The organism is Pseudomonas sp. P129 (genome assembly GCF_020312195.1).
Taxonomy (GTDB): Bacteria; Pseudomonadota; Gammaproteobacteria; order Pseudomonadales; family Pseudomonadaceae; genus Aquipseudomonas; species Aquipseudomonas fragariae.
On the sequence record NZ_JAGPYS010000002.1, the window covers coordinates 615,307 to 634,904 of the forward strand.

Sequence of the window (19,598 nt, forward strand, 5' to 3'; positions counted from 1 at the left end):
CCATGCTCCTGACACCCAATGCCATGAGCCCCGGCTTGCGTACGGGCCTGTACCTGACCACCGCCCTGATCGCGCTGTTCCTGTTGCTGCCGATCCTGTTCATCGTCCTGCTGTCGTTCGGTTCCTCGCAGTGGCTGGTGTTCCCGCCGCCCGGCTGGACGCTGAAGTGGTATCAGCAGTTTTTTTCCAACCCGGACTGGATGGCCGCGGCCATGTCCAGCTTCAAGGTCGCGATCCTGACCACCCTCGCCTCGGTGGCGCTGGGCCTGCCCACCGCGTTCGCACTGGTGCGTGGCCGGTTTCCGGGGCGTGATTTTCTGTACGGCGTCTTCACACTGCCGATGATCGTGCCGCTGGTGATCATCGCCGTCGCGGTCTACGCGCTGTTTCTCAAGCTCGGTTACACCGGCACATTGTTTTCCTTCGTCGTCAGCCATGTGATCGTCGCGTTGCCGTTCACCATCATCTCGATCATCAATTCGCTGAAGCTGTTCGACCAGTCCATCGAGGATGCTGCGGTCATCTGCGGCGCTTCACGCTTGCAGGCCATCTACAAGGTGACCTTTCCCGGGATCCGGCCGGGCATGATGGCCGGCGCGCTGTTCGCGTTCCTGGTGTCGTGGGACGAGGTGGTGCTGAGCGTGATGATGGCCAGCCCGACCCTACAAACCCTTCCCGTGAAAATGTGGACCACCCTGCGTCAGGACCTGACGCCGGTCATCGCCGTCGCCTCAACGCTGCTGATCGCCCTGTCGGTGCTGATCATGTTCATCGCCGCGACCCTGCGTCGCCGCAACGAAGCCAGGAGTACGTCATGAGTGCCGTGATCAAAGACCCCGCCCATCAGCACCAGAACACACTGGTCAGCCTGTGTAATCTGAACAAGCACTACGGAAATTTCGCCGCTGTCGACGACATTTCCCTGGACATCCAGGACGGTGAATTCCTGACCTTTCTGGGCTCCAGCGGCTCGGGAAAAAGCACCACGCTGTCGATGCTCGCCGGCTTCGAAACGCCCAGCTCGGGCGAGATTCTGGTGGGTGGCAAATCGCTGGTGAATGTGCCGCCACACAAGCGCGACATCGGCATGGTGTTTCAGCGCTACTCGCTGTTCCCGCACCTGTCGGTACGCGACAACATTGCCTTTCCACTGGCGATCCGCAAGCTGCCTGCGGCCGAGCGCGAGAAGAAAGTCGATGCGATGCTCAAGCTGGTTCAGCTGGAAGCCTTTGCTCATCGGCGCCCGTCGCAATTGTCCGGCGGCCAGCAGCAACGGGTCGCCATCGCCCGGGCGCTGGTCTACGAGCCGCGCATCCTGCTGATGGACGAGCCTCTGGGCGCACTGGACAAGAAGCTGCGCGAAGACCTGCAGGACGAACTGCGTCAGTTGCATCGTCGCCTGGGCATCACTATCGTTTACGTGACCCATGACCAGGAAGAAGCCATGCGCCTGTCACAGCGCATCGCCATTTTCAGCCATGGCAAGATTGTCGGTCTGGGCTCGGGCTATGACCTGTACCAGGATCCGCCGAATGCGTTCGTCGCTTCGTTTCTCGGCAACTCGAACTTCCTCAGGCTCAAGGCCCAGGGCAATGCCGTAGCGACCTTCGAAGGCAGCACACTGGCGATTCGCTTGACCGCGGGGCTCAAGACCGATCAGGACGTGCTGCTCATGGTGCGCCCGGAGAAAGCCCAGGCGCTGAGCGTGTCCCAGGCAGCGGCCATGCCGCTTGAAGCAGGCTGGAACGAGGTAAGCGCCACGGTTACTGAAGTGCTTTTTCTCGGCGAGAGCCAGACATGCTCGGTGGTCTCAGCCGGAGGCACTGCCATGACCGTCAAAGCGCTTTCCGCGAACGGCATGTCGCTCAAGGCGGGCGACCCGGTGCGCGTGCGCTGGGCGGCCGCAGACGCGTGCATCTACACCGAGTGGACCGACAGCGACCTGAACAAGGCCGCCGGCACGCACTGATAGTGCCTTAGTGGTTGACGGGTGAAGGATGCAGGGCAAGGTAGTCGCGCAGAAACTCCACCGTGACGCGGACCTTGGCCGAACTCATCAGCGGCGAGGTATGCACCGCCCAGATGTCTGCATCCTGGCGGTAATCCGGCAACACCTGAACCAGCCGGCCCTCGGCCAGGTCAGTGCGCACATCCCATAGCGAACGCAGCAACACCCCGCGCCCGTCCAGGCACCACTGACGGGCGATTTCGCCGTGGTTGGTAGACAGGCTGCCGGTCACCTTGACGGTTTCGGCACCCTGCGGCCCGTTGAGGTGCCAGATGCCGAATGGCCGGTCGCGCTCCTTGATCACCAGGCAATCGTGATTGGCCAGCTCACCAAGATTAAGCGGCGTGCCATGAACGTCGAGGTAGCCGGGGCTCGCGCACAAAACCCGCCAGTTGTCGGCCAGATGCCTGGCGCGCAGGTGCGGGGCGATTTCGTTGCCGACGCGGATATCCAGATCGACGCCCTCCTCGATCAGATCGACCAGCCGGTCCTGAATGTCCAGGCGGATATCCAGCTTCGGATAACGCGCCGCCAGCTCCGACAACGCAGGCGCGACGAAACGGCGGCCAAAGCCCTGACTGCTGACGACCCGCAACAAGCCACTCGGCTCGCCGTGCAGCGCCGCCACTTCGTCACCCATCTGTTGCACTGAATCGAGCATGCCCTTGGCCCACTCGTAGACGCGCTCGCCATCTTCGGTAATCGACACCTGCCGGGTCGAGCGGTGCAGCAACACCACACCCATGCCCTGCTCCAGCAAACGAATACGTTTGCTGACGTAGGCCGCGGACATGCCCAGCTCATACGCAGCCCCGACGAAGCTTGAACGCCGGGCCACATGAACGAACACATTCAAATCATCGAGGCTGGGATATTTATTCACGATTCGTGTTTTCTCAGTGCATTAATCAGCTGATTATCTTTATATCGTGCGCTTATAGCATGGATGGCCTGTGCAACTCATTCATCGCACACCCGTAATGGATCGATTCAGAGAGAGCGCCGCCATGAACAACAACAAACTGCGTATTGCTGCCATCGCCGGTGACGGCATCGGCCTGGAAGTGCTGCCTGAAGGGGTACGCGTGGTGCAGGCCGCTGCCGCCCGGCACGGGCTGGAACTGGAGTTCGAATACTTCGAATGGGCCAGCTGCGATTACTACCTGAAACACGGCAAGATGATGCCGGACGACTGGTTCGAACAGCTCAAAGGCTTTGACTCGATCTTCTTCGGCGCCGTGGGCTGGCCGGAAAAGGTCCCGGATCACATCTCGCTGTGGGGCTCGCTGCTCAAGTTTCGTCGCGAATTCGATCAGTACGCAAATATCCGCCCGGTGCGGCTGTTTCCCGGCGTGCCCTGCCCGCTGGCCAATCGCAAACCGGGCGACATCGACTTTGTCGTGGTCCGGGAAAACACCGAAGGTGAATACTCGTCGCTGGGCGGGATCATGTTCGAAAACACCGACAACGAATTCGTGTTGCAGGAATCGGTGTTCACCCGTCGCGGCGTTGACCGCATTCTCAAGTTCGCCTTCGAGATGGCCAGCAAACGCGAGCGCAAGCACGTTACCTCGGCGACCAAATCCAACGGCATGGCTATCAGCATGCCGTACTGGGACAAACGCACCGAAGCGATGGCCAGCCAGTACCCCGGCATCAGCTGGGACAAGCAACACATCGACATTCTCTGCGCGCGTTTCGTGCTGCAACCCGAGCGCTTCGACGTGGTGGTGGCGTCCAACCTGTTCGGCGACATCCTCAGCGACCTCGGCCCGGCGTGCGCAGGCACCATCGGCATTGCGCCGTCAGCCAACCTCAACCCCGAGCGCCACTTCCCGTCGCTGTTCGAACCGGTCCACGGCTCGGCCCCGGACATCTTCGGCCAGAACATCGCCAACCCGATCGCGATGATCTGGTCAGGGGCGCTGATGCTCGAATTCCTCGGCCAGGGCGATCAGCGTTTCACCGCGGCCCATGACGAGATCATCACCGCCATCGAGCAAGTGATCGCCAACGGCGACGTCACGCCGGATCTGGGCGGCACGCTTTCGACTCAGCACGTGGGTGCGGCGATTGCCGAGCGGGTTTCTGCAGGCCGTTAAACGTTCGCCGGTTCGCTGCGCTGTTCCAGGAGTTCGACAAAGCGGGCCAGGCTGCGCGACACCGTGCCCCGGCGCCAGATCAGCCAGGTGTGCAGGTAGCGAAACTTCTCGGACAACGGCCAGATACTGACCGTGGCGCAGCCGGGCATGCTTTCCAGCATGCTGCGCGGCATCAGCGCCAGCCCGGCACCGGCGCTGACGCAGGCGAGCATGCCGTGGTAGGACTCCATTTCATGGATCTTGCCCGGCACTGCCGCGTCATCGGTGAACCAGCGTTCAAAATGATGGCGGTACGAGCAGTTGGCACGAAACGCATAGATACTCTCTCCGCTGACGTCCCGCCCGCGCTTGACCGGCGCATGATTGAGCGGCGCGATGATGACCATTTCCTCTTCGAAGACCGGCACGCCGTCGAGCGACGGATGCTGCACCGGCCCGTCGACGAACGCAGCCACCAGTCTACCGGCCAGCACGCCGTCGATCATGGTTCCGGACGGGCCAGTGGACAGGTCCAGCTCGACCTTGGCGTTCTGCTGGTTGTAGGCGGCCAGCAGCGCAGGAATCCTGACCGCAGCCGTGCTTTCCAGCGACCCCAGTGCAAAAGGCCCCTGTGGCTCCTCCCCGGACACAGCAGAACGCGCTTCCTGCACCAGATCCAGGATGCGTCGCGTGTAGTCGAGAAAATTCCAGCCTGCAGGAGACAGGCGCAAGCGGTGCTTCTCGCGAATGAACAGGTCGACGCCCAGATCCTGCTCCAGCTGCTTGATGCGCGTGGTCAGGTTCGAGGGCACCCGGTGGATGTGCTGCGCGGCGGCGCTGATGCTGCCGTGTTCAGCCACTGCCTTGAAGATCTCCAGCTGAACCAGATCCATATCATTCTCCAAACATGAACGTTACGCTCATTATTATTCAGTTTTAGAAAGCATTGCACGCCTATATTCTGGTCCCACTTCCACCTCAACAGGATGGCGCAATGACTACTGTCACCAGCAACACCCATGCAATCTCGATCAACCCTGCCACCGGCGAGCAGATCGGCCACTATGCCTTCGAATCCGCCACTGCGCTGGATCAAAGCCTGTCGCGTGCGGCTGCCGGTTTTGCCGGCTGGAAGCGCACGCCGGTTCAGCAACGTGCGCAACTGATCGTCGCCATGGGCCAGGCCCTGCGCGATGACGTCGAAAACATTGCCCGCATGATCAGCCAGGAAATGGGCAAGCCCGTTGCCCAGGCCCGAGGCGAGATCGAGAAATGCGCCCAGTTGTGCGACTGGTACGCGGCACAAGGCCCGGCGATGCTGGTGGCCGAAGCAACTCAGGTCGAGCATGACAAGGCGCGGATCGAGTACCGTCCGCTGGGCCCGATTCTCGCGGTAATGCCGTGGAATTTTCCGATCTGGCAAGTGCTGCGCGGCGCAATTCCGACCCTGCTGGCCGGTAACACCTATGTGCTCAAGCACGCGCCCAACGTAATGGGCTGCGCTTACCTGATGCTCGACGCCTTCGAGCGTGCCGGCTTCCCCGAGGGTGTGTTCGAAGTCATCAACGTGACCCCGGAAGGCGTTTCAAACGCCATTGCCGACCCGCGCATCGCAGCCGTCACCCTGACCGGCAGCGTGCGTGCCGGCCAGGCCATCGGCGCCCAGGCCGGTGCGGCACTGAAGAAGTGCGTGCTGGAACTAGGCGGTTCCGACCCGTTCATCGTGCTCAATGATGCGGACCTGGATCAGGCTGTGAAGGCAGCGGTGATTGGCCGCTTCCAGAACACCGGGCAGGTCTGTGCAGCGGCCAAGCGTCTGATCATCGAGCAAGGCGTGGTCGAGGAGTTCACCCGCAGGTTCGTCGAGCAAACGCGTCAACTGGTAACGGGCGATCCTCTTTCCGGCGAAACCTACATTGGCCCCATGGCGCGCTTCGATCTGCGCGACGAGCTGGATGCCCAGGTACAGGACACGCTCGCCGAAGGCGCCACGCTGTTGCTGGGCGGCAAAAAAGCTGAAGGCCAGGGCAATTATTACGAGCCGACCGTGCTCGGTGACGTCACCGACCGGATGACTTCGTTCAGGCAGGAGCTGTTCGGGCCGGTTGCGTCGATCATCACCGCCCGCGACGCGCAGCACGCTCTGGAGCTGGCTAATGACAGTGATTTCGGCCTGACCGCGACGGTTTATACCCGCGACCTGCAACTGGCCGAGCGCATGACCGAGGAACTGGAAACCGGCGGTGTGTTCATCAACGGCTACAGCGCTTCAGACCCGCGCGTGACCTTTGGTGGTGTGAAGAAAAGCGGTTTTGGCCGTGAGCTGTCGCACTTCGGAGTACGCGAGTTCTGCAATGCACAGACTGTGTGGCGGGATCGTCACTGAGGGTGCAGAAGATACAAAGCCCTTGCGGGACTGGCCGGGATGGCGATTCGCGTTGCTCACCAAGGAGCAGGTGTAGCCGCTGAGTATTGACTGATCAGTCAGTCCCCCTTCGTGAGCAAGCTCGCTACCACGGGAGCCATCTGTGGGAGCAATGAGTGTGCTTGTGTGGGAGTGAGCTTGCTCACGAAGAGGCCCTTACGGTCGGCGAGGATCGTCAGGGCCAGACATCGCGATTACTCGTCGCCCGTATCCACCACCGCAGGCTCACCGATCGTATAGAAATGCCCGCCCGCGACGTAATGCAGGCTGCGCCATTTCGGGTCGGCCTTTTCGAATTCCCAGTGCCCGTCGTTGAACACGCGGTTGTCAGCCCAGGCGCCGACGACTTCACCGATGAACAAGTCGTAGGTCTGCTGATTGTGCGGCTCGGGAATGACCTTGCAGATCAGCCAGGCCGAACATCCGGCCACCAGCGGCGAGTCATGCCCGTCGATGCGAAACAGGTCCACATTGGCCTTGTCCAGCTTGTCCGGAGTGAAGACCTTGCTCTGGGTGCCGACGTCGAAGGTCATCTGCAATTGATCCAGATTGGGCACCTGCAGGGCAAAGTAGCCGCTCTTCTCCACCAGTCCGCGGGTCTTGGTCATCTTGTCGATGACCAGCGTCACCTTCGGTGGCGAGAAGTCCAGCGCACAGGCCCAGGCCGCAGCCATGACGTTATGCGTGCCCTCGTGGCTGGATGAGACCAGCACGGTCGGCCCGTGGTTGAGCAAACGGTAGGCTTTTTCCAGTTCGACAGGACGAATATGATTGTCCACTTGAAACCCTCGAAAAACATGATTCGTGCCGCTACCGGCAAGGCAGCGAAATAAGGCATTGTGCGTGCATCGGCAGAACTGCAGGGTGCGCCGCGCAAACCGCACGCGCCCTCTCCTTTCACCCACTCATAAGGTTTCGGATTGAGCAGCATAGACAGCCAGATCCCCGAAGTGTTCGCCCTGGTCCTCGCAGCCGGCCGCAGCAGGCGCTTTGCCGGTGACAAGCGGCAGGCGCTTCTGCCGTGCGGGCGGACCCTGCTGACGGCAAGCCTGGAAAACGCGCAAAACGCATTCGCCAAAACGGCGGTGGTATTGCGCCCTGATGACCAGGCGGATGCGCTGGGGGTTGCCTCGAACATCACGATCATCCGCAGCGAACAGGCCGAACTGGGGATGGGCCACAGCCTGGCGAGCGCCGTTGCGGCAGCGATGGACTCCTCTGCCGATGCGGTTGCCGTTGTTCTTGCGGACATGCCCTGGATACAGCCGCAGACCCTGCATGACCTGGCCAGAATGGCCGATCCCCAGCGCATCGTCCTGCCAATGCATGAAGGCCAGCGTGGCCATCCGGTGATCATCGGTCGACGATTCTGGCCGGCACTGCTGAAACTGGAAAGCGATCAGGGCGCGAAGGCCCTGATCACGAATAACCCCGAGGCGTGTGACCTACTGTATTGCGATGACCCTGGCATCCTGCGCGACGCCGACACCCCTTCAGCGCTGGCAGAAGCCTGCCGGCAACACCTCACACCTCGGCACGACTGACGCCGTTGGCCACCCGCAGGATGTCAGCCATCACCGCAATGGCGATCTCGGAAGGCGTCTTGCTGCCCAGGTTCAGGCCGATCGGCGCGTGGATCCGGTCCAGGACCTGAGCGTCCAGCCCGCCAATCCGCCCCAGACGCTCCAGACGTTTGCTGCTGGTGCGCATCGAGCCCATTGCACCTATGTAGAACGCCTCGGTACGTACCGCCTCAAGCATGCTCAGATCGTCCAGCTTCGGATCGTGCGTCAGCGCCAGCACGGCCGTCGAACTGTGGCAGCCGCCCTCGGCAATGAACACCGCAGGCAGCACGCCACGCACTTCGACACCGGGCATTGAAAACCCCGAGGTCACTTCGACACGAGGGTCACAGACGATGACCTCATAGCCCATCGCAACGGCAAAACTGGCGCAGAACTCTGCCACCGGCGACAGCCCGGCGAGCAGCACACGATACACCGCGCCCATGCGGATGCTGATCCGTTCACCATCGACCTGCACACGCGACTCGCCCATCGTCGCCGGCCCGATCGCTCTCTGCACACCGCCCAGGTGCACCTGCCTGCTGACCAGTTCGCGCCCGGCCAGCGCCTGCTCGATGGCCGCCAGATGTGCATCGGCCTCAGGTTTTGGCGCAATGAACTCGATCAGCACATCCAGCACACCGCCGCACGGCAAGGCCCGCGTTGGCGCGAAGCCGCCGTCGCCATAGCGAACCACCTGATTGACCGGCTCGAACTGCCCCGCGGCAACGCGCTCGAGAAAATCCTCTTCCACGCAACCACCCGACAGAGAGCCGCGATGCTCACCGCTGCCCAGCGCCACCAGCATCGCACCCGGCCCGCGTGGGGCCGAGCCGAACGTGGAAAGAACCGTGCACAGCCAGACCGCCTTGCCGCTGGCCAGCCAGTCCCTCGCCTGTTGTACTACCTGCAAATCAAGCTGTTTCATTGTTACAACCCTGCCATCAGTTTTTCCTTGCTGATCGGCAGGCTGCGCACCCGTTTGCCGGTCGCGTGATACACCGCGTTGGCCACTGCTGCGGCCAGCCCGGTCACACCGATCTCGCCGATACCTCGTGCGCCGAATTCACCCAGGTTGTAGTCCGGATAATCGAGCAGCAGGACGTCGATGTCCGGTTGATCCGCATGCACCGGTACCACGTACTCGGCGTAGTTGTTATTGACCGGCATGCCGCTGCGCGGATCGTATTCACCGGCCTCGAACAAGGCCATGCCGATGCCCATCACAATCGCGCCTTCCACCTGATTGCGTGCCGCCAGCGGGTTGACCACTTTGCCCACGTCAATGGCGCTGACCACCCGCGAAACGCGCAGGCTGGAAATGCCCGGGTCCCAGCGCACCTCGACAAAATGCACGCCGAACGAGCGGAATGAGTACTTGCCGGCCTCAGGCATGCCACTCTGGAACGTGCCCTCGGCACGCGACAGACGCTGGCCATTGAGCACATCGACGAAGCTCGCACGCTGCTCACCCATGACCAGTTGACCGTTCTCGACCTTGATCGCTTCGGCGTCCTGTCCGGCGAACACGGCATCCTTGCTGACGGCGTACTGGCGCAGTTTCTGCAACGCTTCGCGGGTGGCGCCGGCAATCGCCGGCATTACGCTGGCAGTGACCCACGAACCACCGGACACCGGGCCTGCCGGGAACGACGAGCTGCCCAGTTCCACTTCGACGCGCTCCATGGGAATGCCGGTCAACTGGCTGACGGTTTGCGCGACGATGGTGTAGGTGCCGGTGCCGATGTCCTGCAAGCCGCACTGAGCCAGAGCCGTGCCGTCGGAACGCAGAATGACCCGCGCATCAGTGGGCACCTGATAGGCTTCCCAATTGCAGGCGCCCATGCCGTAACCAATGATTTCATCGCCTTCGCGCATCGAACCGACGTCGGCCTTGCGTGCCTGCCAGCCAAACCGTTCGGCGGCCTTGTCGATGGCTTCAGGCAGGTGATTGCTGGACCACGACAGGCCTGCGCTCTGATCCTTGTCAGAGAGGTTCAGCTTGCGGAATGCCAGAGGCTCCATGCCACTGGCCAGCGCCATTTCATCAATGGCCGACTCCAGTGCAAACAGACCCGGTGCCGCGCCCGGCGCACGCATGGAGGTCGGCGTACCGCGGTTGATGGGGCTGATCTTGTGGCTGACCAGTACGTTATCGCAGGCATACAGGCTTTTGGTCACGCCACCGCAGTTTTCGGTGTAGTCATCGAGCATCGAGGTGTTGTTGAACGACTCGTGACGAATCGACACCAGCTTGCCGCTCGCATCGGTGGCCAGACGCAGGCGCTGGCGAGTTTCCGGACGGTGGCCCACGGTGGTGAACATCTGCGCACGCGGCAACACCAGTTGCACCGGTCGCCCGGTGACTTTGGCAGCGGCGCAGGCTGCGACCGAATGCGGCCACGGCCACAGCTTGCCGCCGAAGCCCGAGCCTATGAAGGGCGCGCGCACTTCCACCCGGTCGGGGGAAAGGTCAAAGACGTTGGCCAGCAGGTTGCGGTGGTTGACCACGCCCTGGGTGCTTTCGTAGACGAACAGTTTGCCGTCCTGCCACCAGGCGGTGCTGGCGTGCATTTCCATCGGGTTGTGCACTTCCACCGGCGTGGTGTAGGTCTGGTCGACTTTGACTTTTGCGCCATCGAACGCGCTGTCCGGATTGCCCCGGTTGTGCCCGGCACCGCCATCGCGGGCGCCGTTGACGCGCATGCCTTCGGCAAGGTCCTTGACCGCCGGACGCTCGTCGTAATCCACCGTCACGCGATAGGCCGCCGCCCTCGCCTGCTCGAAGCTCTCGGCCACCACCAGGGCCACAAACTGACCAGGGTAATAGATACGGTCATCCTCGAACGGCAAGCGATGCTCGTCCGCCTTGCTGGCCGAGAGCATCTTGGCAAAGCTCAGTTTGGTGTTCGGAGTACGGTGCAACGTGGGGAAGTTGTCGTGGTGAAAGATATCGACCACGCCAGGCATCGCCTTGGCCTGCTGATCCTTTATGGCCAGCACGCGCCCGTTGGCGATGGTGCTGTAGACGCCATAGGCGTAAAGCATCTTGCCCATCGGATGGTCTGCGGCATAGCGCGCCTGACCACTGACTTTCTTGCCGCCGTCGATACGACGCTGCGGCACACCAATGATGTTTTCACTCATGAGAAATTCCTAGGCCGTGAGGTCACGAAGGTTGCGGACGATGACCTGCTGACCCAGCGGGATCTTGAAGGCGTTGTGTTCATAGGCCCGCGAGCCCTTCATCGCCAGCGCTGCGACCTGCGCAAAGGTGTCCGGGTCGGCACGCTGACCGATCAGCGCACGTTCCGCTTCCAGGGCACGCCACGGCTTGGTGCCCACGCCACCCAGCGCAATGCGCGCATCGGTAATGCGCTTGCCGTCCATCACCAGAATCACGGCACTGGATGCCAGGGCGAACTGGTAAGAGGTTCGGTCGCGCAGCTTCAGGTAAGAAGAGCGGCTGCCTGACAGCGGCGCGTCGAGGGTCACATGCGTGATGAGCTCATGGGGCGCCAGCGCGTGTTCGCGCTCTGGCGTATCACCCGGCAGCAAATGAAAGTCGGCGAGCGGGATATCCCGCGAGCCGTTGGCGCCCTGGACGGTAACCTGCCCGCCGATGGCCGCCATGCCGACACACATGTCTGACGGATGCGTGGCAATGCAGTGTTCGCTGGTGCCCAGCACTGCGTGCACACTGCGGTTCATCCCGCCGATCGCTGCGCAGCCAGAGCCCGGCTGGCGCTTGTTACAGGCGGAAATACCATCGCGAAAATACGGGCAGCGTACACGCTGCATGAGATTGCCGGCGGTGGTCGCCTTGTTGCGCAATTGGGTCGAAGCACCGGCAAGAATCGCCTCGGACAACACCGGGTAGCGCTGCTGCACCAGCGGGTGGCTGGCCAGGTCGGTATTGCTGACCAGCGCGCCGATGCGCAGGCGACCATCGGGCAGCGACTCGACCTGCTTCAACGCCAGATGGTTGATGTCCACCAGTTGCTGCGGTTGCATCACGTCGAGCTTGACCAGGTCCAGCAGTGTGGTGCCACCGGCCAGATAGAAGCGTTGCCCTTCACCGGACGCTGTGCTGAAAGCCTGCGCGGGCGAAGCGGCGCGAGCGTAGTCAAAAGTTCGCATCAGGCGACACCTCCCATTTTCGAGCGCGCAGATTGCACGGCAGACAGAATGTTCTTGTAGGCACCGCAACGGCAGATATTGCCGCTCATGGCCTCTCTAACGCTGGCGTCGTCGGACGCAATGTTCGGATCCTTGAGAATCGCGACCGCGCTCATGATCTGTCCGGAGGTGCAATAACCACACTGGTAGGCATCGTGTTCCCAGAACGCTTCCTGTACCGGGTGCAGCTTGCCGTTCTCGGCCAGCCCTTCGATGGTGGTAATGCTGTCGCCCTGGTGCTGAACGGCGATCGACAGACAGGAGTTGATCGCCACGCCGTTGACCAACAACGTGCAGGCGCCGCATTGGCCGTGATCGCAGCCTTTCTTGGTGCCCGTCAGTTGCAGGCGGTCACGCAGCACATCGAGCAGAACGGCATTGGCCGGCACGTTCAGGGTATGAACTTGGCCATTGACCTTCAACTGGATGCGCTGCTCACCCGCTGCGGGCGCGTCACTGTCTTCGACCACGGGGGCCGCAGGTGCCAGAGGCGCCGCCTGCAGCATGCCGTCGGAGGGGATCCAGGTAGACAGCGTGGCCGCAGCAATGCCGGAGGCACCGAACTTCAGAAAGTTTCGGCGTGAGGGCTGCACGGTACTGCTGTCGCCAGCAGTTTCCTTGTGCTTCTTGGGTTCGGTCATCAGGATCACTCGGTAATAGCCGTCGCTGCTGTAAAGCGACGGGCGTTATGGTGTGGTCAGCGGCCCGGGCGTACTCCTGCTCACTGACGTGCTGCCTTTATTTTCGGGGGTAATCAAAGCCAAAACGCTATCACCCGTCATAAGTGTTTAACTGGTCAGCGCCTCCAAAGTTCCAACTGTTTGACGGGCGTCTGTATCCGGACATTGCCGCCACCCGCATGACAGCCGAGTACGGACCCTAACAGGAGGTCAGCGCGCTGATTAGCCAGCCAAGGTCACACGCCGTTATGAGCCTGGCTCATGAATGCATGGGAGCCGGATGAGCGCGTTGTTCGGAGCGGGTTGCAGACCGAGTGAGGGCCATATCCGTCTGACGGCTAAAGACCCGGGCGAAAATGCCGATACAGATAGGCAGTGGAAGGCTGTGAAGTGTCTAAATCAACGCATTCGTGGCCAATTTGATGATGGCACCTCGCAACCGGGGTGCACATTATGCGAAAATACCGCGTCTTTGCCGGTATGCCACCGAGGATGTGGCGCAGTACGCGTACATAAAATTGCGCGTCAGGCGTGCCTCCATGCTCCGATGCGGCGTCCCAGACTCCGTGAACAGGCTGACCAGGTGTGTCTTCGCACGTGGCTCAGAGGGCAAGACCCTCGGGCATCGCAGCGCACCAACAGAGCAAATGTCACTCATGACGCTGAATCCAATGATGATAAGAAGTCAGCGCAGCAGGACATAAATTGAGGTCTCGAGCGGTATTATATTGGCCTTGTATGTCCACCTCTAGTCCCCGTGGGTGCGAGTGTTTGTCGCAGGCTCGATGCATGTGACAGGCCGTTTCCCCAGGAGTAGTCGGCGGATGGCGTTTATCAGATGGATGACAGAATGTTTAAGAAAGTGAACACGGCCCTCCTGGGTCTGGCCATTTCCATGGGCCTGATGCCCGTGCAGGCGGCTGAAACCAAGAAAGTCGACGTACTGCTCGTCGGCGGCGGCATCATGAGTGCAACCCTCGCTGTCTGGCTCAACGAGCTGGAGCCGAGCTGGTCGATGGAAATGGTCGAGCGCCTCGACGGCGTTGCCGAAGAAAGCTCCAACGGCTGGAACAATGCCGGTACCGGTCACTCGGCGCTCGCCGAACTGAACTACACCCCTGAAGACAAGAACGGCAACGTCGACATCTCCAAGGCCATCGAGATCAACGAAGCGTTCCAGATCTCCCGTCAGTTCTGGTCCTGGCAGGTCAAGACCGGCGTCCTGAAAGACCCGCGTTCGTTCATCAACTCCACACCGCACATGAGCTTCGTGTGGGGCGACAACAACATCCAGTTCCTGCGCAAGCGTTACGCAGCATTGCAAGCCAGCCCGCTGTTCAGCGGCATGCAGTACTCCGAAGACCACGAGCAGATCAAGAAGTGGGTCCCGTTGATGATGGAAGGTCGTGACCCGGCGCAGAAGCTGGCCGTGACCTGGAGCCCGATCGGCACCGATGTCAACTTCGGCGAGATCACTCGTCAGTTCGTCGCCAACCTGAAAGCCAAGCAGAACTTCAATCTGCAGTTGTCGAGCGAAGTCGAAGACATCAATCACAACGACGACGGCACCTGGCGCGTCAAGTACAAGAACCTGAAAGACGGTACCGTTACCGAGACCGACACCAAGTTCCTGTTCATCGGCGCCGGCGGTGCAGCGCTGCATCTGCTGCAGGAATCCGGTATTCCTGAAGCCAAGGAATACGGCGGCTTCCCGGTCGGCGGTTCGTGGCTTGTCACTGACAACCAGACCCTGGCCATGCAGCACATGGGCAAGGCCTACGGTATCGCGTCGACTGGCGCGCCACCCATGTCGGTTCCGCACCTGGACACCCGTGTTCTGGACGGCAAGCGCGTGATCCTGTTTGGCCCATTCGCGACCTTCTCGACCAAGTTCCTGAAAAACGGTTCCTACTTCGACCTGCTGACCAGCACCACCACGCATAACGTGTGGCCGATGACTCGCGTCGGTATCGAACAGTACCCGCTGATCGAATACCTCGCCGGTCAGGTGATGATGTCTGACGACGATCGCTTCGCTGCTCTGAAAGAGTACTTCCCGAACGCCAAGAAAGAAGACTGGCGCCTGATGCAAGCCGGTCAGCGCGTACAGATCATCAAGCGTGACGAAGAGAAAGGCGGCGTTCTGAAGCTGGGTACCGAAATCGTTGCTTCCAAGGACGGCAGCATTGCCGGCCTGCTGGGTGCTTCGCCAGGCGCCTCGACTGCAGCGCCGATCATGCTGGGCGTACTTGAGAAAGTCTTCAAGGACAAGGTAGCGACTCCGGAATGGCAGGCAAAACTGCACCAGATCGTGCCTAGCTACGGCACCAAGCTGAACAACAATCCGGATCGTGTTGCCGAGGAATGGGCTTACACCGCCGAAGTCCTGCAACTGACTCCACCGCCGCCGGTGAACAAGACAGGTAATGCTCCAACACCTGCACCTGCTGCACAGCCAGCGAAAAGCAATCCAGCCAGTGACATGGCGCTCTAAGGCTTTCAGAGCTTGAGCAAAGCCCCGCCAGACCTCGTCTGGCGGGGCTTTTTTTTGCAGCTGCTTTCTCACGCAAACCGTGCCGACATGAAAACACGTCGAACTCTTCGCGCCGTTCGTTCCTCCAAGCAGGACGACACACAGAGAGGAACTGCAATGAGCAAGCATACTGACAAGCCTTCCAGCCACACGCCTGTACAGTCCGCGCCAACGACAGACCAGTCCGGCAAGCCGGTTGATGTGGTGCGCAAGGACATTGCGCAGGAAAACCCCGAAACCGAAGGCGTAGACAAGGTCATCACCCCGACGTCCATCAAGGAAAAAGAGCAGGATGCCGAAACGCTTCGCGCAAAGAATCGTGAGCTGGAACGCAAGTTGAACGGCCAGGGCTGATTGCCCAAGCGGGCCTGTAGCAACCCAGCACTTGCCGATAATTCGCTAAAAAATGGCAGGCAGGGCCTCAAAAGGCCCACACCTGCCAACTTGCAGGCATTTCCCCGACATAGTCAGTTAAAGCTACGCGTTCAACGGGCACCTGTTATGGTGGCCTACTTCCTTCCATCTCTGGCTTGTATCAGCAGAGCGCATCGTCCAGGTCTCCACGCCGCACTTTCGCGGCAACCTCGCATTTTCTTGCGCTGTCCATCCGGGCCGCTGGCCGCTCAAATTTTCGTTGCGGCCGACAAAAAAACCATCTGAACCGCGTTTAGCGTTGAACGACTGCACGTCGTACCAAGCAGCGGCTGGCTGTTCCCGGCTGAAACACCCTATGGAGTTCACGCAATTGATCAAGGACATGCTGGATGCAAAGCCTGACGCAGCGCTTGAAGCTGCGCTGGCCGAATGTGCCCGAGAGCCGATCCGTGTTCCTGGCGCGATTCAGCCGCATGGCGTACTGCTCAGCGTTGCAGGCGATCCCCTTTGCATTGAGCAGGTCAGCGCCAATTGCGCAACAGAATTCGGAATGGCCGCTGACGAGTTGCTGGGCAAGCCTTTGTCATGGCTGTTATCGCCCGAACAGTCGGCCCTCATCGACCATGCGTACGGCCACCCCGCTGCCCCACACATTGACCCGATAAAACTGACGATCGGAACAGCCCACTACAGCGCCTCGCTGCAGCGTGCCGACGATGTGCTGATAATCGAGCTGGAGCCCTTCGTGGAAACCGGTCATGGGCAGTCCAGAATCATTACCCGGGTATTGCGCAACCTGCAGGCAGCCACGACGCTGGAAACACTGTTCGATATCAGTGTGCACGAGATTCAGGCGCTTACCGGTTACGACCGGGTCATGATTTACCGGTTCGAGCCCGAGGGCCATGGCCAAGTCGTTGCGCAGGCACTGACCGGGCCACTGCCCAGCTACAGCGGCCTGAACTTCCCCGGTTCGGACATTCCCGCCCAGGCGCGAGAGCTGTATCGGCTGAACTGGATCCGTGTGATTCCGGACGCCACCTACGTTCCCGTACCCCTGATACCAACACTGCGCCCGGCGACCGGGCAACCGCTCGACCTGGGCTTCTCGACGCTGCGCAGCGTGTCCCCGGTGCATTGCGAATACCTCAAGAACATGGGCGTGCGCTCGTCGATGAGTATCTCCTTGCTGGACGGCGGCGAGCTCTGGGGCCTGGTTGCCTGCGGTCACCCCGAACCGTTGCGGGTGTCCAGAGAGTTGCGCGATGCCTGCGCGATGATCGGTCAGTTACTGTCGGTGAAAATTTCCGCCATTGTCGCGACTAATATCCAGCGCGAGCGGGAAGAGAAAGTTGTCCTGCTCGGGCAACTGGCAGACGCCATGAGTCGCGCCAATCATGAGGTTCTCGACGGGCTGGTGAGCCGGCCCGAGCTTCTCATGTCGCTGACCCTGGCAGACGGTGCCGCGGTGCTGATTGACGATCAGGTTTATCTGTTCGGCACCTGCCCTTCAATCGAACAGGTGCGTGAGCTGTACACCTGGATACGCGACACCGGCCTGGCCAATCAGCGATCCAGACAGCGGGCGACGGGCTTGCAGGGTCTGGGGGTTTTCCACACCAACTCCATGCAGAGGGAGCTTGCCGACAGCGCCGTTTACAGAGACATCGCAAGCGGCGTCATCGCGTTCACGCTGCCCAAGCCGATTGATAATGCAGTGATGTGGTTTCGCGCCCAACTCACCTCCACGATGAACTGGAGCGGTAACCCGACCCACCACGTCAGTACCCGTCCGGAGAGTTCCGCGAGTCATCGTCTGCACCCAAGGCAGTCTTTCGATGTCTGGGAGCAAGAGGTTACCGGCATTGCCAGCCCGTGGTCGCGCGCAGATCTTTATGGCGCTGAAGACATTCGTCGTTCTGCTCTGGAAAGCGACCTGGAGCGCCAGGTACAGCGCGAACAGGAAGCGGTCCGTTTGCGTGATGAACTGGTCGCCGTGGTTTCCCATGACCTGCGTAACCCGATGTCGATCATCATCATGCAGTGCGGCATGATGCAAAGCTGGGCGGTGGGCGACACACACTTTGAAAATCGCAACATCCGGCGTGCGCTGGGCACCATCGAGAAAGCCACGACGCGCATGAACAGCCTCCTGGAAGACCTGCTCGATACCGCGCAGATCGAAGCCGGCCGCTACCAGCTTTCGCGCCTGCCGCTGAGTGTCACCAGCCTGCTGGAAGAAGCCTGCAGCCTGCTGGTGATGCTGACCACCGAAAAGAACATCGAGCTCAACTGCACCGCCGCGCAAGGCCTGGTGATCGATGCGGACCCGGAACGAATCTTTCAGGTACTTTCCAATCTGGTCGGTAACGCCATCAAGTTCACCCCGAAAGGTGGCCGAATCAACATCGATGCGGTAGCCGATCAGAACGAAGTGCTGTTCAGGGTCAGTGATGACGGCATAGGCATTCCGGCCGAACACCTGCCTTTCATTTTCCAGCGCTACTGGTCTGTCAAGGAAGGCAACCCGCGCGGCAACGGCCTGGGCCTGTATATCTGCCAAGGCATTATCACGGCCCACGGCGGGCGTCTGTGGGCCGACAGCTCACTGGATTCGGGCAGCGTATTTTCCTTCACCCTGCCCGTGCATCAGGGGACGGACAGTATTGGCGAAACGACATTTTTAAAGCAGAGCGGTACGACCCATCGGCTGGCGCAATCGATCTCCAGCAAACTGGAACGCCAGCAACTGGAAGACCGGCTGACCCGCGCCGGATTGCTCAACGAACTGAATCATCGGGTAAAAAACACTCTGGCGACCGTTCAGGCCATAGCCTCTCTCACCGTCAACAGCTCTGCGTCACTGGAATCCTTTCACAAGAGCTTCGGCGCGCGCCTGTTTGCCCTGAGCCAGGCGCACGATGCACTGGCGCGTACAGAATGGATTTCCACCGAACTGGTCGACCTGATAGAGCAACTGCAGGAGGTGGACTCGGGGGCACACAGCATCTGTTTCGAAGGCGATCCGGTGACCCTGGAACCGCGTTTTTCACTGACACTTTCCATGGTGCTCCATGAGCTGATGGCCAATGCAGTGCAACACGGTGCGCTTTCTTCGGCCTCAGGTCAGGTGACAGTGACCTCTACGCTGACTGCCGAACACACTCCCCCGACGCTGAAGATCGAATGGAAGGAAACAGGCGGCCTGCCGGTCGTCGCAACCACGGTGAAAGGCTTTGGCTTGCGCTTGATACGCCGCAGCATCGAGCGAGAACTCAAAGGTCAGGCCGACATTCAGTTCGCCCGAACAGGAATCATCTGGTCAATGCTGATTCCCTGGCCAGACAAACCGGAAAGCCGCTTATGAGTTCAGAATCAGACGACCGGACCTCGCACCCCAAAGTGCTCCTGGTGGAAGACGAGACCATGCTCGCCATGTTGATGGAGATGATGCTCGAGGATCTGGGTTTTGCGACCGCCTACCACGCCAGCACGCTGAACGACGGCGTCGAATATGCGCGTAACGGCGAGTACGACCTGGCCATCCTGGACATCAACATTATCGGCGGCAACTCGTTTCCGATAGCCGCCGCCATTGCCGATCGCGGCATACCCTTCATGTTTTGTTCGGGGTACGGGCGGCTGGGGATCCCCGACGCGTGGCTCAACCGGCGTTGCGTCGCCAAGCCGTTCAGTGCCGAGCAACTGAGCGAAGCGTTGAGTGAGCTGCTTGAGGTCTGAGCACTGCACCC

Annotated in this window: 16 protein-coding genes; 9 read left to right on the top strand and 7 right to left on the bottom strand. The window is 60.8% G+C overall.

Going from position 1 to position 19,598, the window contains the following annotated elements:
• Positions 1–2: 2 nt before the first annotated feature.
• Positions 3–818 (top strand): ABC transporter permease, encoded by an 816-nt coding sequence (locus KBY02_RS07895; protein WP_003405538.1) that lies wholly within the window; start codon positions 3–5, stop codon positions 816–818.
• The gene (locus tag KBY02_RS07900) at positions 815–1,969 is read left to right on the top strand and encodes an ABC transporter ATP-binding protein (RefSeq protein WP_152092015.1); all 1,155 of its coding nucleotides are present in this window, start codon (positions 815–817) and stop codon (positions 1,967–1,969) included. The genes KBY02_RS07895 and KBY02_RS07900 overlap by 4 nt, the downstream gene beginning before the upstream one ends.
• Before the next feature lie 7 nt (positions 1,970–1,976).
• Here KBY02_RS07900 and KBY02_RS07905 read toward each other — a convergent pair whose 3' ends face one another.
• Positions 1,977–2,891 (bottom strand): LysR substrate-binding domain-containing protein, encoded by a 915-nt coding sequence (locus tag KBY02_RS07905; RefSeq protein ID WP_024642551.1) that lies wholly within the window; start codon positions 2,889–2,891, stop codon positions 1,977–1,979.
• Between the two features lie 124 nt (positions 2,892–3,015).
• Here KBY02_RS07905 and KBY02_RS07910 point away from each other — a divergent pair, with 124 nt between their 5' ends.
• Positions 3,016–4,110: a tartrate dehydrogenase gene (locus tag KBY02_RS07910; RefSeq protein WP_003405544.1), complete on the top strand. Its 1,095-nt coding sequence runs from the start codon at positions 3,016–3,018 to the stop codon at positions 4,108–4,110.
• On the opposite strand, the gene ptrR is transcribed toward KBY02_RS07910, so the two are convergent.
• Entirely contained in the window at positions 4,107–4,982 is an 876-nt protein-coding gene (ptrR, locus tag KBY02_RS07915; RefSeq protein WP_024651472.1) for a putrescine utilization regulator PtrR, read from the bottom strand. The genes KBY02_RS07910 and ptrR overlap by 4 nt on opposite strands.
• A gap of 101 nt (positions 4,983–5,083) precedes the next feature.
• Here ptrR and KBY02_RS07920 point away from each other — a divergent pair, with 101 nt between their 5' ends.
• Positions 5,084–6,475 (top strand): aldehyde dehydrogenase family protein, encoded by a 1,392-nt coding sequence (locus KBY02_RS07920; protein WP_103753762.1) that lies wholly within the window; start codon positions 5,084–5,086, stop codon positions 6,473–6,475.
• 233 nt (positions 6,476–6,708) lie between these two features.
• Here the strand turns inward: KBY02_RS07920 and KBY02_RS07925 are convergent, their stop codons facing one another.
• On the bottom strand, positions 6,709–7,293 hold the full coding sequence (locus KBY02_RS07925) for a flavin reductase family protein (protein ID WP_024638824.1): 585 nt from the start codon (positions 7,291–7,293) through the stop codon (positions 6,709–6,711).
• Positions 7,294–7,434: 141 nt separating this feature from the next.
• On the opposite strand from KBY02_RS07925, the gene KBY02_RS07930 reads away from it, so the two are divergent.
• The gene (locus KBY02_RS07930; protein ID WP_225650145.1) at positions 7,435–8,058 is read left to right on the top strand and encodes a DUF2064 domain-containing protein; all 624 of its coding nucleotides are present in this window, start codon (positions 7,435–7,437) and stop codon (positions 8,056–8,058) included.
• Here KBY02_RS07930 and KBY02_RS07935 read toward each other — a convergent pair.
• The 4 genes from KBY02_RS07935 to KBY02_RS07950 are packed head-to-tail and all read right to left on the bottom strand — an operon-like array spanning position 8,039 to position 12,899.
• A complete protein-coding gene (locus tag KBY02_RS07935) occupies positions 8,039–9,007 on the bottom strand; it encodes an XdhC family protein (RefSeq protein ID WP_032653657.1) in 969 nt (322 codons plus the stop codon). The two genes, KBY02_RS07930 and KBY02_RS07935, sit on opposite strands and share 20 nt — an antisense overlap.
• Before the next feature lie 2 nt (positions 9,008–9,009).
• The gene (locus KBY02_RS07940) at positions 9,010–11,226 is read right to left on the bottom strand and encodes a xanthine dehydrogenase family protein molybdopterin-binding subunit (RefSeq protein ID WP_058398507.1); all 2,217 of its coding nucleotides are present in this window, start codon (positions 11,224–11,226) and stop codon (positions 9,010–9,012) included.
• Positions 11,227–11,235: 9 nt separating this feature from the next.
• Positions 11,236–12,219 (bottom strand): FAD binding domain-containing protein, encoded by a 984-nt coding sequence (locus KBY02_RS07945; RefSeq protein ID WP_024651477.1) that lies wholly within the window; start codon positions 12,217–12,219, stop codon positions 11,236–11,238.
• The gene (locus KBY02_RS07950; protein ID WP_024638827.1) at positions 12,219–12,899 is read right to left on the bottom strand and encodes a (2Fe-2S)-binding protein; all 681 of its coding nucleotides are present in this window, start codon (positions 12,897–12,899) and stop codon (positions 12,219–12,221) included. The genes KBY02_RS07945 and KBY02_RS07950 overlap by 1 nt, the downstream gene beginning before the upstream one ends.
• Positions 12,900–13,788: 889 nt before the next feature.
• Here KBY02_RS07950 and mqo point away from each other — a divergent pair.
• The 4 genes from mqo to KBY02_RS07970 all read left to right on the top strand — a co-directional run bounded on the left by mqo (position 13,789) and on the right by KBY02_RS07970 (position 19,587).
• Entirely contained in the window at positions 13,789–15,432 is a 1,644-nt protein-coding gene (gene mqo, locus KBY02_RS07955; RefSeq protein ID WP_024651478.1) for a malate dehydrogenase (quinone), read from the top strand.
• Between the two features lie 156 nt (positions 15,433–15,588).
• Positions 15,589–15,825, top strand: a complete 237-nt coding sequence (locus tag KBY02_RS07960; protein ID WP_011267642.1) for a hypothetical protein — start codon at positions 15,589–15,591, stop codon at positions 15,823–15,825.
• A 376-nt stretch (positions 15,826–16,201) separates the two neighbouring features.
• Positions 16,202–19,213, top strand: coding sequence for an ATP-binding protein (locus tag KBY02_RS07965; RefSeq protein WP_060406206.1), 3,012 nt, complete (start codon positions 16,202–16,204; stop codon positions 19,211–19,213).
• Positions 19,210–19,587, top strand: a complete 378-nt coding sequence (locus tag KBY02_RS07970) for a response regulator (RefSeq protein WP_032653669.1) — start codon at positions 19,210–19,212, stop codon at positions 19,585–19,587. Before KBY02_RS07965 ends, KBY02_RS07970 begins: the two co-directional genes overlap by 4 nt.
• Positions 19,588–19,598 lie beyond the last annotated feature (11 nt).